16 protein-coding genes are annotated in these 13,009 nt (G+C 61.2%); 2 read left to right on the top strand and 14 right to left on the bottom strand.

Annotated elements, in window-relative coordinates:
• Positions 1-43: 43 nt before the first annotated feature.
• Positions 44-667, bottom strand: a complete 624-nt coding sequence (locus tag BLV07_RS00880; RefSeq protein WP_091878442.1) for a response regulator transcription factor — start codon at positions 665-667, stop codon at positions 44-46.
• Between the two features lie 304 nt (positions 668-971).
• Between BLV07_RS00880 and BLV07_RS00885 the strand changes: the two genes are divergently transcribed.
• Positions 972-1,655, top strand: coding sequence for a helix-turn-helix domain-containing protein (locus BLV07_RS00885; protein WP_091880224.1), 684 nt, complete (start codon positions 972-974; stop codon positions 1,653-1,655).
• 33 nt (positions 1,656-1,688) lie between these two features.
• Here BLV07_RS00885 and BLV07_RS00890 read toward each other — a convergent pair whose 3' ends face one another.
• The 13 genes from BLV07_RS00890 to BLV07_RS00950 all read right to left on the bottom strand — a co-directional run bounded on the left by BLV07_RS00890 (position 1,689) and on the right by BLV07_RS00950 (position 11,883).
• Positions 1,689-2,168, bottom strand: coding sequence for a potassium channel family protein (locus tag BLV07_RS00890; protein ID WP_091878444.1), 480 nt, complete (start codon positions 2,166-2,168; stop codon positions 1,689-1,691).
• Positions 2,169-2,276: 108 nt separating this feature from the next.
• A complete protein-coding gene (locus BLV07_RS00895; protein WP_091878446.1) occupies positions 2,277-3,401 on the bottom strand; it encodes an AI-2E family transporter in 1,125 nt (374 codons plus the stop codon).
• Between the two features lie 191 nt (positions 3,402-3,592).
• Complete coding sequence (gene aroQ / locus BLV07_RS00900; RefSeq protein WP_091878448.1) at positions 3,593-4,042, bottom strand: type II 3-dehydroquinate dehydratase; 450 nt, start codon at positions 4,040-4,042, stop codon at positions 3,593-3,595.
• Positions 4,043-4,055: 13 nt separating this feature from the next.
• Complete coding sequence (locus tag BLV07_RS00905) at positions 4,056-4,799, bottom strand: amino acid ABC transporter ATP-binding protein (protein WP_091880228.1); 744 nt, start codon at positions 4,797-4,799, stop codon at positions 4,056-4,058.
• A 62-nt stretch (positions 4,800-4,861) separates the two neighbouring features.
• Entirely contained in the window at positions 4,862-5,689 is an 828-nt protein-coding gene (locus tag BLV07_RS00910) for a transporter substrate-binding domain-containing protein (RefSeq protein WP_091878450.1), read from the bottom strand.
• A 57-nt stretch (positions 5,690-5,746) separates the two neighbouring features.
• On the bottom strand, positions 5,747-6,403 hold the full coding sequence (locus BLV07_RS00915; protein WP_091878452.1) for an amino acid ABC transporter permease: 657 nt from the start codon (positions 6,401-6,403) through the stop codon (positions 5,747-5,749).
• A 10-nt stretch (positions 6,404-6,413) separates the two neighbouring features.
• Positions 6,414-7,082 (bottom strand): amino acid ABC transporter permease, encoded by a 669-nt coding sequence (locus BLV07_RS00920; RefSeq protein ID WP_091878454.1) that lies wholly within the window; start codon positions 7,080-7,082, stop codon positions 6,414-6,416.
• Between the two features lie 51 nt (positions 7,083-7,133).
• A complete protein-coding gene (locus BLV07_RS00925; RefSeq protein ID WP_091878455.1) occupies positions 7,134-7,988 on the bottom strand; it encodes a shikimate dehydrogenase in 855 nt (284 codons plus the stop codon).
• A 15-nt stretch (positions 7,989-8,003) separates the two neighbouring features.
• A complete protein-coding gene (gene aroE / locus BLV07_RS00930) occupies positions 8,004-8,831 on the bottom strand; it encodes a shikimate dehydrogenase (protein WP_091878457.1) in 828 nt (275 codons plus the stop codon).
• A gap of 3 nt (positions 8,832-8,834) precedes the next feature.
• Positions 8,835-10,061, bottom strand: a complete 1,227-nt coding sequence (locus tag BLV07_RS00935; protein ID WP_091878459.1) for a CaiB/BaiF CoA transferase family protein — start codon at positions 10,059-10,061, stop codon at positions 8,835-8,837.
• Positions 10,058-10,528 (bottom strand): MaoC family dehydratase, encoded by a 471-nt coding sequence (locus BLV07_RS00940; RefSeq protein ID WP_091878461.1) that lies wholly within the window; start codon positions 10,526-10,528, stop codon positions 10,058-10,060. Before BLV07_RS00940 ends, BLV07_RS00935 begins: the two co-directional genes overlap by 4 nt.
• A 19-nt stretch (positions 10,529-10,547) precedes the next feature.
• Positions 10,548-10,934: a VOC family protein gene (locus BLV07_RS00945; RefSeq protein ID WP_091878463.1), complete on the bottom strand. Its 387-nt coding sequence runs from the start codon at positions 10,932-10,934 to the stop codon at positions 10,548-10,550.
• Between the two features lie 4 nt (positions 10,935-10,938).
• The gene (locus BLV07_RS00950; RefSeq protein ID WP_091878465.1) at positions 10,939-11,883 is read right to left on the bottom strand and encodes a ketopantoate reductase family protein; all 945 of its coding nucleotides are present in this window, start codon (positions 11,881-11,883) and stop codon (positions 10,939-10,941) included.
• A 102-nt stretch (positions 11,884-11,985) separates the two neighbouring features.
• Here BLV07_RS00950 and BLV07_RS00955 point away from each other — a divergent pair, with 102 nt between their 5' ends.
• On the top strand, positions 11,986-12,966 hold the full coding sequence (locus BLV07_RS00955; protein ID WP_091878467.1) for a LysR family transcriptional regulator: 981 nt from the start codon (positions 11,986-11,988) through the stop codon (positions 12,964-12,966).
• Positions 12,967-13,009 lie beyond the last annotated feature (43 nt).

The raw sequence follows: 13,009 nt of genomic DNA on the forward strand, positions 1-13,009 counted from the left end.
GGGCAGTCACAGCGGGGAGAACCGTACCGCTGTGACGATGCGGCTAATGCTCGTTCGAATCGAGTATTCCGAGCCGCTCTGCGATCGAAACGAGTTCCGCCAGCGAATGAACCTGCATCTTCTCCATCACTTGATGACGGTGCGCTTTCACTGTGCGTTCGGCGGTTCCGAGTTCATGCGCGATCTGCTTGTTGATCCGGCCGCGCACAATGAGATCAAACACCTGTCGCTCGCGCTGCGTCAGCGTGGCCAGATGACCACGAAAAGCATCAAGTCTGCTGCGCTGGGTGCGCGCCGTTTGCTGACTGGCCAACGCGCGCTCGATCGCGTCGAGCAACTGCTCGGAGGATATAGGTTTGGTCAGGAAGTCTTCCGCTCCCGCCTTGATCGCGCGTACGGTGGTTGGCGTGTCGGCATGGCCGGTCAGGAAGACGATCGGCAGCATCGAACCAGACGCGATCAACCGGGTCTGCAGGTCGGGACCGCTCAGTCCCGGAATCCGTACGTCGAGCAGGATACACCCCACTTGCTCGTCATCCGGCGCCGAATCCAGCAGCTCCAGTGCTGAGGCATAGGTCGCGACCTCATATCCTGCGAGCTTCAGCCTGCGCTCGATCGCGGTCCGAAAGGACTCGTCGTCGTCAACAACGTGAACGAGGCCTGGCACTTTTTTACCTCTCGCTCAATTTAATGAGGACGGCTCGACGTCCCTCTCATTCTTCAAGTCATCTTCACGTTTGGAAGTCGGAATATCTGCTTCGCAATATGTCGCATCTCCACCGCGGCAAGCTTCTCATCCCGCGCAACAATCAGCAGTACTGTCCTTTGGTACAATGAACCTTGGGACAATGGATTGAACTACCACCTTGGCCGAAAATCAACTGTGGCGGGAGTGGGATAGCGCGGCGCATTTCCAGCTGAGAATATTTCATCCGACCGACCAATTCGGCGACAAGCTGAGGAGTTGGCCCATGTTCGTTCGCATCACAACGGATTCCACCCTGCGTCCCAATACCCTCCGCGACCTCGGCATGACAAATCATTCAAATGCGCTGGTCAATTTAAGCGAATTCTCGTACCGAAAAGGATCCGAGATCTACGGCGAGAAAGAGCCGGCCGAGTATGTTTACCAGGTCAAGTCCGGAGCGGTACGAAGTTACAAGCTGCTGTCGGATGGCCGCAGGCAGATCGGCGCATTTCACCTCGTTGGCGACATCTTCGGGCTCGAGAACGGCAGCGAGCACCGGTTCACGACGGAAGCGATCATCGACACCACGGTACGCCTGATCAGACGGCAAAGTCTCGAAACCGTGGCCGAGAGCGATGTCATGGTAACCAGAAACCTGCTCAGCATGACGACAGATAACCTCCAGCATGCGGAAGACCACATGCTGCTTCTCGGCCGCAAGACCTCCCTGGAGCGGGTCGCGGCGTTCCTGCTTGAAATGGACAAGCGCCTGACGGCCGCCGGCGTCATGGCACTTCCGATGTCGCGGCGCGATATCGCCGACTATCTCGGCCTGACGCTGGAGACTGTCTCGCGCGCTCTGTCGCGGCTGCATGAGCTTGGCGTTCTCGGCTTCGTCGGCAACACTCAGCGTCAGATCGTGCTGCTCGACCGGCACCAGCTCGCCAGTCTCGATCTGCAGCCCTGAACCGGCGGAGTGCTGGTCCACAATCCACGGCCATCAAGATGGGTCCACGCGACTGCGTTGGATCCGTGGTAAACTTGTGCCGGGCGCTTCCGTCAGCCCGAGATGTTCGAGTGTCTTGCGCAAGACTTCGAACAGAATGGCGGCGGACCAGCCGAACAGCAGAACACCATTCATGGCGGTCAACGGGCCGATCAGCCGCCATTCGCGCACCGGCGTGATGTCGCCGTAGCCCAGCGTGGTGTAGTTGACGAAAGCAAAGTAGAGCAAGTCCGTGTCGACGGCAGCAGCCTGGACGACATTGTAGGTCGCGGCCCACATCAGGATTTCGAGCATGTGGGCGATCTTCAACACGACGGCGGCCGCGATCATGACGCCCATGAGATGCAACCTCGGCCGATTGGTATGACGCAGGCCTGCACTGCGAGCGATGGCGACCGCGACCACCGTCACCAGCGCGTGGAGCCCGATATTGATCACACTGACCAGGATGCCGACAAGGAATTGTAGCATCATAGCGTCGAACCCGACCTCAATTCGGCAGACCCAATTCGTTATGATCGACGATGAGAATCGTATCTATGGTGACCATGCTCGCGCCTATCGACGAAGGGGACGATTGATCTAGGTCAACGGTGCGTCGACGGTTTCCGTTGCGGCAACGGCAGCCTGGTCCACCGGAATCGGCGTAGCCCGGTCGATCCCGATCCATGCAGCCGCTAACTCCCAAGCAACCGACAGGATGATCGGCCCGATGAACAGGCCGATGATCCCATGCGCGAGCGTACCACCGATGACCCCGATCAGGATCACGAGCGTCGGCGTCGTCAGGCCTCGCCCCATGAGAAGCGGCTTCAGGACGTTATCAAGAAGACCGACGGCGACGAGATAGACCGTCAAGAGCAGGGCTACGGTCACGTCCTTGTCCATCCATATCCAAACGACCACGGGAAGAAGCACGATAGCCGCGCCGATCTGAACGATCGATAGCAAGAGCACGATGATTGCGAGCAGCCCTGCGCTTGGGAGGCCAGCGAGCTTGAAACCGATGCCCGCCAGCAGGGCCTGCACGATGGCGACACCGATGACACCCTGTGAGACCGCGCGTATGGTGGCCCCGGCGAGCTCCAGGAAGTGCTCGCTCTGGTCGGGCACGATGCGCAACAGGAAGCCCCGGAGCGCGGCAACAAGCTGCGCCCCGTACGGAAGCAGGAAACCGGTGACGACCACCGACAGCAGGAATTGGAGCATTCCGATGCCGGTGTCGCCCGCAAACGACAACATCGTCCCGGCGAGCGGTTTCAAATACGGCGCCACCTCGCGCAGCGCAGCACGGATATTCGTGTAGGCCTCATCCCAGAACGCGTAGAGCTGCGGACCGATCAAGGGCCAATCCCTGATCTGCTCTGGCGCCGCCTGAAGCACGAGATCCCCGCTGCCGATCTGGCCCGCAAGGTCCCGGAGCCCTTCAACCGCACTCAGGCCCAGCCAGGCGGCGGGACCGATGACGATGCCTAGCGTGACGAGGGTGAGAACGGCCGAGGCGATCCGGGGACGATCGCCGAGGCGTTGTGCGAGCCAGGCGAAAACCGGGTAGAACGCCACCGCCAGCACCGCGCTCCAAGTCAGGATCGGCACGAACGGTCGGATGATCAGAAATGTCCATAGGATCAGCAGGCCGAGCAGCGCCAGCCGGATCACAAGCTGGACAACACCGTCGGTGGACAGAAGCTGGCGAAGTGTCTTCAAGGCTTTGCCGGATCTCAGAGGCCAGACAGCTTACAGCTTGAAGACCGCGGGGGCCTGAGACTTGATCCAGATCAAACGAGCGGTTCCGACCACTATTGCCCTCCGCCGACGCCGGCGCAGACTACCAAACATCCGCAGCGATCGGCATGAGACGTTGGCGCATCACGACGGACGGGTGCACTCATACGATGCTACCCCTTCTTCTCATCAAGCAGCTTGGCCACACGACGCAAGCCGAGCAGATAACCCTGGGTCCCGAAGCCTGCGATGACTCCATCAGCTCGTTTGGACGCAAACGAGTGGTGGCGGAATTCCTCGCGTTTGTGCACGTTGGAAATGTGCACCTCGATCACTGTCCCCTCGAACGTGTTTAGAGCATCCAGGATGGCGACCGACGTATGGGTGAAAGCCGCGGGATTCATCACGATACCGGCCGCCGTCTCGCGCGCCTCGTGGATCCAGTCGATCAGCTCGTATTCTCTGTTGGATTGATGAAAGCGAATCTCCAGGCCAAGCTCCCCGGCCAGCGCCCGGCAATCTCGCTCCACATCCGAAAGCGTCTCGTGGCCATAGATGTGGGGCTGGCGCTTGCCAAGCAAATTGAGATTTGGCCCGTTGAGGACGTAGACAAGACGACTCATGGAAGTACTCCGTTCAGTGATGGGCGAGGATCTCACCAAGGAACTGCCTGGTGCGGGCGTGCTGTGGATTGCGGAAGAAAGCGCCGGGCTCGCCTTCTTCGATGATCTGGCCTTCAGCCATGAAGATGACCCGGTCGGCAACCTGGCGGGCAAAGCCCATCTCGTGGGTGACGCAAATCATGGTCATGCCGTCGTTGGCGAGGCCTATCATTGTATCGAGCACCTCCTTGACCATTTCGGGATCGAGAGCCGAGGTCGGTTCGTCAAACAGCATCACCTTAGGCTGCATGCAGAGCGCGCGCGCAATCGCGACGCGCTGTTGCTGACCGCCCGAAAGCTGAGCCGGATACTTGTTAGCCTGGTCACCGATGCGCACGCGCTCGAGATATTTTCGCGCGGTCGCCTCCGCCTCGGTCTTGCTGATGCGGCGCGCGCGAATGGGGGCGAGCATGCAATTCTGCAACACCGTCATATGCGGAAAGAGGTTGAAGCTCTGAAAGACCATGCCGACGTCCTGACGTACGACATCGATTGCCTTGCTGTCGTCCAGCCGATGACCGTTTACTACGATACTGCCCTGCTGGATCGCCTCGAGGCGGTTGATGCAGCGGATCAGTGTCGACTTGCCTGAGCCGGACGGACCGCAGAGCACGATTTTTTCACCCTTGCGCACAGTGAGATCAACGTTGCGGAGAGCTTGGTACCCGCCGTACCACTTCTGCACACCCGTCATTTCGATCAGGATCTGGTCCTGCATGAATTCGGCCTCCGACATCGACAGCGGCCAACGCGCGCAGCGCGTCGGCCGCTTAACGGTATTTACTGGACTGTGAACGGAACGCCGGGGACCGAGTCGGGGAAGGTCGGCACGGGCGCCTTCATCCATTTGGCGTAGAAGCCGGCCAACTTGCCGTTAGACTTGATCTGGTCGATGAACTTGTTGGCGGTCTCGTTCCACTCCTTCTCCCCCAGGCGGGTGCAGGCTCCGTTGTACAGGGCAGTGAAGTGAAGCTTGGGCTCGAACCCAAATTCCGGCTTTGCGGCGTTCAGACGCTGCGGGTAGAAGCTATTTGCGCCGACGGCCTGCACCTGACCCGAGAGCAGCGCCTGGATTGTGGCCGCATCATCATCAAATCTGCGGATTTCGGTGCCCGCTGGAGCACTATTGGTGACCTGGGTGTCCTGCGTGGAGGACCTCGGAACGCCTATAACGTACTTGCCCATATCGGCATTGCTGCTGATCGGCGTTGCCTGGGCAGCGACAAGGGTGATCTCGTTGGCAACATACGGCTTGGAATACTGCACCGCCTTGGCACGCTCGGGCAGCATCGCCATGGTTGCGAACAGAATGTCCACGCGGCCTGTGGTCAGCGCCGGAATACGATTGGCCACTGCCAGCGGGACGAACTCGGCCTTCACGCCAAGATATTCAGCGAAGGCGCGCCCCATATCGGCATCGATGCCATCCTGCTTTCCTGAGCTATCGACATAGCCCCATGGAGGATTATCGCCCTGAATGCCGATGACGACGACGCCCTTCTTCTTCACGTCTTCCAGGATGCCCGCCTGCGATTTACCTGCGACAGCGATGGCCCCCAGCATCAGCAGCGCGATGCCGAGCTGGCGACGATTGATCGAAAATAACATCTGATGTTTCCTCCTGCTGGTGATGGCTGTGTTTGATTGGGTAGATTGCGGCCGTTCCTACCTTTGATTGGCCAGGGCGAGCCTGGCCTCCATCCGGCTGCCCCACCACGACAGTGGCCAGCAGAGGATGAAATACATCGCGCCGACCACGCCGAAGACGAGCAACGGCTGGAAGGTCTGGTTCGATACGATTTGACCGGCGCGGGCGAGTTCGATGAAGCCGACGATGGCAGCGAGCGAAGTGCCCTTGATGAGCTGCACGAGATAGCCGATGGTCGCCGGCAGCGAGATGCGGATCGCCTGCGGCAGCACGATGTCGCGCATGCGGGACGAATAGTGCAGTCCAAGCGCCATCGCCGCCTCGGTCTGGCCACGCGGCACGGCCTGTATCGCACCGCGCCAAATCTCACCAAGGAAGGCGGAGGCATTCACGGTGAAGCCGATCGCCACCGCGACGAAGGCGTCGAGCTTCAGCCCGGTCAGCGCCAATCCGTAATACACGACGAAGAGCTGCAGCAGCAGCGGGGTGCCTTGGAATATCCCGATGTAGATGCGGATGACCCATTCCACGCCCTTATGACCACAGGTGCGCAGCAATGCGACCGCCAGACCCGCCGTGCAGCCGCCCGCAAACGCGACCAGCGTCAGCAGCATCGTCCATTGCAGCCCACGCAACAGGAAACCGAACTCAGGGAGGCCAAAATGCGGTGCCATCATCTCCCCCTCAGCGTGTCGGATATGAGAAGAAGCGGTGAGAGATGACCGCGAAGCCCAGCATCAACAGCCAGGAGATCGCGAGGTAGAGGAAAGTGACGAAGAAGTAGACCTCGAAGCTGCGGAATGTGTCGCTTTCGATGCGCTGCGCAACCGACGTCAATTCGTAGGCCGATACGGCCGAACAGATCGACGAGGTCAGCGTCAGCATGATGAACTGACCCGTGAGCGAGGGGTAGATCGCGCGAAGCGCTGGCTTGAGCACAACGAACCGGAATACCTGCCCTTTGTGCAGTCCGAGCGCGTAGCCGGCTTCTACCTGTCCCTTATGAATGGACTGCACCCCGCCGCGGATGATCTCGATGGCGTAGGCGCCGCCATTGACACCGAGTGCGATGACGGCGGTGGCTGTCGGATTGAGCTTCAATCCGACGAGCGGCAGGGCGAAGAACAGAAAGAAGATCTGCACCAGGAAAGGCGTATTGCGCACGGTCTCGACGAAGCCGATCACGAGAGCACGCAACCACGCCGCCTTCGAATCGCGTGCCGCGACGCCGGCGACACCGATCATCATTGCGAGCGTCATGCCGGCAAGCGCCAGGCCCAACGTACCCACGCACCCCCACAGCAGCGCGGGCATCGCATGCCAAACCACCGAGAAATCGAGCGTGTAGCCCATCTTGCGTTTCCTCTCGGGCGTTGTACGTGCCGCTCGCCCATCGGCCGGGTGTCACCCTCCCCGGGATGCAAAAGTGGCGAAGAAGACGTCTGGATCAGGTGAGATGCCCGTGAACAGGCGGAATGCCTCGGTACCCTGGAAGATCGCCATGCCACCACCATCGACGGTGCGGCAGCCGAGGGCACGCGCCGCGCGCAGCAGCGCGGTTTCCAGCGGGAAGTAGACGATCTCGGCGACCCACAGATCGGGACGCAGCAGGGCCGTCGGCAGCGGCGTGCCCGGATACTTGTCCATGCCGATCGGCGTCGCGTTGACAATTCCGTCTGCGGCAGCGACGGCCGCCGCGACATCCTGGCCGGCCCTCAAGCGCCCCTCTACAAATCGAGGGGACAAGCTATCCACCAAACTCTGCGCCTTGGCCACGTCGACGTCGATGATGGTTAGTTCCCGCACGCCCAGCTTCATGAGCGCGAAAGCGACCGCCGAGCCTGCGCCGCCCGCGCCGAACTGGACGACGCGACCGAGCGATGCACCTTGCATGTTGCGGCGAAAGTTCTCGGCGAAGCCGAACCAGTCCGTGTTGTGGCCGGTCATTCGACCGTTCCTGATGACCACGGTGTTCACGGCGCCAAGCGCCTCTGCGTCAGGCGAAAGCTCGTCCAAGTGTGGAAGGATCGCCTGCTTGCAGGGATGGGTCACGTTCAACCCGTCAAAGCCCATCCGCCTTGCGGCCGTGAGCAATTCCGGCAACGCCTCCACACCGAGCTTCAACTCTGTCAGATCGATCTTTTTGTAGATATAGCGGATGCCAGCGGCGTCTGCGGCCGCTTCGTGCATGGGCGGGGTGCGGGACGCAGCGATGCCACTGCCGATCAGGCCGACGAGAAAACTGGACTTCGGATGCATGCTCGGTATCGCCCGTCAGCTCAATGGGACGGTCAGTTCGGCGATGACCTGAGCCGTGCTCGGTCGAACGCCGCGCCACCAGGAAAAAGCTTCGGCCGCCTGCTCGACCAGCATGCCGACGCCGTCGGCCAGCTTGGTTACGCCTTCGGCGCGGGCCGCTTGCAGAAAGGGCGTCAGCCCTTTGCCATAGGCTAGTTCGTACGCCAGCGCCGCACCGCGGAAGACATTGCCTGGAAGCGGCGGCATTTCACCCCGCAGGCTGGCCGACGTCGCGTTGACGACGACGTCATAGCCCTCGGCAAGATCGGCCAGTTCAGCATAGCCGCTGACAATCAGGGGACCACAGCCGGCAAACTCTTCGGCCAATGCCACCGCTTTCGACAGCGTTCGGTTGACCAGAACCAGCTCGGACGGCTCCTGGCGCAGGAACGGCAGCAGCGCGCCACGCGCTGCTCCTCCAGCGCCGAGCATTAGGACGCGCCGGCCGGCCATTTTGACGCCGAGATTGACGGTGATGTCACGCACTAGGCCGATCCCGTCGAAATTCTCGGCAATGATCCGATCGCCCTCGAACTTCAGGCAGTTTGCGGCGCCTGCTCGTTTGGCGCTCTCTGAAAGCTCATTTGCGTAGGCGAAAGCATCGAGCTTGAACGGGGCTGTGATGTTCAGCCCCTTGGCGCCCTCCGTCCGGAATTGATCAACCCGTTCGTTGAAGCCATCGAGTGGTCCCTCGATCGCCTCATAGACAAGGTCCTGTCCCGTCATTTTGGCGAAAGTGCCATGGATGAGGGGTGATTTGCTGAAGCCGATCGGATTGCCAATCACCGCATAACGATCGCTCATGGCTTACTCCTGCACTGCAGTTTCGTTGTAGAGAACACCGTCTCGCACCATCGCGTCGATGGTTTGGGCCGACAGTCCCAGCGACTCTGCAATGCGGCGATTGTCCTGGCCGAGCAGTGGTGCCGGAGTGCGCACCGTGATGTCGCAGCTGGAGAAGCGGAAGGGCAGGTTCGGCAAAGTCACCCTGCCGAGAACAGGATGCTCCTGCTCGACCAGCATGCCGCGCGCGTGGATCTGCGGATCCTTCACGACCTCTTCGATGGTCTGCACAGGAGCGGACGGCACACCTGCTTGCTCGAGTGCGGCAAGACAGGCATCCCGAGACGGCTGCGAAAGCGTCCAGTTGCGCACAATTTCCATCGCCTCGGCATAATGGGCGTTCCGCGCGGCAGGCGTGGTGAAGCGTTCGTCGGATGACAAGCTGCTTCCTCCGATCAGCGCCGCCAATCGTCGCCACGCATCATCGACTTGCGCAGCGATGACAAGATTGCCGTCCTTGGCCGGAAAGACCCCGTAAACGGTCGAGTCCGGCTGTCCGCTGCCGGTCTGCTTCGGCAGGTCGGTACCGCCGGAGAGGAAGTAACGCTGAACCGCATAGTCGTGCATCGAGACCATGCAGTCGTACAGCGCCAGATCGATATGCTGGCCGCGGCCGGACGACGCGCGGCCGACCAGCGCTGCATTGATGGCAGCCACACCGTGAATGCCGGTATACATGTCGGCCAGTGGCATCCGCAGCAGCGGCGGCGCTTCACCGGGAGAGCCCAGTTGCGCCAGAGCCCCCGACATCGCCTCTGCGATCAGGCCGAAGCCCGGACGGTCGGCATAGGGACCGGTGTGGCCATAGGCGGAGACCGAGCAGTAGATCAGTCCCGGATTCCGCGTCGACAGCGCCTTGTAACCGAGCCCGAGGCGGTCGAGTGCGCCGGGGCGGTAGTTCTCGATGAAGACGTCGGCTGTGTCGACTAGCTTCATCATCATGTCGAGACCACGCGTGTCGCGCAGATCGATACACAATCCCTGCTTCCCCATGTTCTGCTGCAGGAAGTAGCCGGATTGTCCGTCCTTGAAATACCCATGGGCTCGGCCCGCATCGCCTTGCCTAGGACGCTCCACCTTGATGACCTCAGCGCCCATCGCAGCGAGGCAACGGCCCATGAACGGGCCGGCCAGGAAATGGCTGTAGTCGATGACGCGAATGCCTTTGAGCGGCAGATCTTGCGCCGTCATGCCTGCTCTCCTGCGGCGTTGGTCTTCGGGCGCATCGGAATCATCAGTCGATGCTCACCAGTCTGCACCACGTCGCCGCGCTGATTGATCAGCTCTGACGGCAGCACCACGATGCCCCATCCGTCACGCTTCGTGGCGCGCATTGAACCGACGCGGAACTTCACGTGCACGGTGTCACCGAGCTTGATCGGTAGCTTGAAATCCCACGTCCAGCCCAGCGACATTCCCGGAAGGAAACGGTAGTCGGCACGGGTCTTCAAACCGTCGGCCAGCGACAGACCGAACAGCCCGTGCGCGACGCGCGTGCCGAATGGTGTGGTCTTGGCGTATTCCTCGTCGACATGGACCGGCGTGAAATCACCCGTCAGTTCGGCATAGGCATTCACCATCGCTTCGGTGACCGTCACCGAAGGGGTGACGCATTCGTCACCGACCCTGGCATCGTCCCAGTAGCGCTCACCGGTCATGTCGCGTCTTCCTCTAACTCTAGGCACGGGGATTGATCGCCAGGGCGGCTTCCACGGCGCCTGCACTGGCTTGCAAGATTTCGACGTTGAGCCCGCCCGGTAGCTCGAGCCAGTTCGGCCCGGCAGGCAACGCCTTGGCGCCCCACGCGGCCGCACGGGCGAGCACACCTTCGTAATCGTCGACCATGATGCCGAGATGGGCGAGACGCCCCTCTGGTCCCACGAAGTTCGCATCTTCGATGAGTTGCACGCTTCCGAGCACCCACACCTGACGTGGGCGCGCGCCATCGGCGGGTTGCTCGTCGCGAATGGCAAGACCAAGCACCTCACGAAAGAAGTCGACGTGACGATCAACGTCAGGCACACGGATGGCGACGTGTTCGACATAGGCACGGGGCGGCGACATCGTCTCAGGACCTTCCAGGATAGTCGCTGCGGGCGTATTCAATGCCCTTGATTAACGCGACGAGGGTGGAATTTACGGGAGTTGGGACGTTGAGCTTGGCGCCCCAACGCACGACGGAGCCGTGGATGTAGTCGACCTCGGTCAGGTTGCCGGACTGCAAACTCTGCAACATCGACGTCTTGAACTCGGGCGGTAGACCAGCGGATGCCATCGTCCAAGCGCGTCGCGGATCGGTGATCGAGATCTTCACGCCGGCCGCCTGCGCGACCGCGATGCCCTCTGAGATCGCGGCCAGCGCGCAATCTTCCAGGATCGGCAGCGAATAGAGACCGCCATACGTCAGCCCGGTAACGGCGGTGATTCCTCCTCCGGCGACATTGATGAACAACTTGTCCCACATCGTGCCCAAGATGTTGTCGCTGAGCAGCGTGAGAATGCCGGCACGATTGAACGTCTCGGAAATTCGCTGTGCGCGCTCCGTCAAGCGTCCGTCAAGTTCGCCGATGATGGTTTCCTTGCCGATGACCCCTGAGCGAACATGACCGGGGCCGAGCAGCACGCCGCCAACGTAGGTCTTGCCTGCCATGACCCGGTCACGACCGACTTCCTCCGAAAGAATATCCTCGTGACCAAGACCGTTTTGAAGCGACATCACGACTGTCTGCGGCCCGATGATCGGCGCTGCCGCCCGGATCGCATCCCGCGTGTGATAGGATTTGACGAGGACGATGACGAGGTCCGCCACGATGCCGACCTGGGTCGCGGAGGTGCAGGCAGAGACCTTCACAACGGTCTCGGCGTCACCTTCGAGCATCCGGAGACCATCAGCATTGATCGCGTCGACATGAGCCTGGAACGGATCGATCAGCCAAACCTCGGCGCCACCGCGCGCCAGCGTGCCACCGATGGTCGAGCCTAGGGCTCCCGCTCCGATAAAGCAGATCCTCATCCGAACGCTTCTCCCGCGCCCTTTTTGGCGTCGGAAGCGTGGTAGCAGTCGGCTCCGTATTTGGATATGCTATGATCCTTATATCCATTATTGCAAAACGCAATGAAGCACCGGGATCTCTCCGATACGAACCTGCTGGAGCCGCGCCTCCTCCAGCTCTTCGATGCATTGTTCACCACGGGTAGCGTCACCAAGGCGGCCGAGAAGCTCGGTCAAAGTCAGCCGACCATTTCGATCTGGCTGGCGCGCCTGCGAAAGGAACTGGACGATCCGCTCTTTATCCGGTCGGCGGAGGGAATGCTGCCGACTCCGCGCGCCGAGGCTCTCATCGGCACGGCCAGACAGGCGCTGGAGATGCTGCGTCGTCTGGCGGAGCTTCGCCCCGAGTTTGATCCGGCGACTGCAAAGCGCCGCTTCATCATCTGCATGACGGATGCGAGTCACATCACGCTGCTTCCGGCCATCCTCGCCTACGTTCGCCGCGTTGCTCCGGGCATCCGCATCGAGGCGGCGCAGATCGGCGGCGATACCCCACGAATGCTGCAGTCTGGCGAGGCCGATCTGGCGCTCGGCTACATCTCGGACCTCGACGCTGGGCACTTCCAGCAGGCACTCTTTCCGCAGGATTGGGTCTGCTTGGCGAACGCAAAACATGCCCGGATCCGCGACCGCATCACCGCAAAAGATTTCAGGCGTGAGGCGCACGTCCTCATTCGGTCCGGCACCGGACATCAGTTGCTCGCGGCCGCGCTACAGGAGCAGCGGATAGTCCTCGACGTTGCGCTTGAGCTACCGGGCTTTTTGGGGTTACCCGCAATCGTCGGGACAACTGACCTGATCGCCACCCTTCCAAGGCACATCGGCGAAACGTTGGCTCACTATTACGGACTGCGCGTGCTCGACTGCCCGCTGGCGATCGCCGGCTTTACGGTGAAGCAATATTGGCACGCCCGCTTCCATCACGACCCGGCAAGCCAATGGCTGCGTGACGTGTGCGGTGAGCTCTTTCAACAGCAGGAAGTGCGGGGTCTACATCGTTCCGGCCGGCCAAAGAAACGAAGGCCACGCGATTTGCCGTCGTAGTCGACCGTTTATTGAGGGCGGAAGCTAACCGTTCGGTTTTGCG

It is taken from the genome of Bradyrhizobium sp. Rc2d, from assembly GCF_900099855.1.
GTDB lineage: Bacteria > Pseudomonadota > Alphaproteobacteria > Rhizobiales > Xanthobacteraceae > Bradyrhizobium.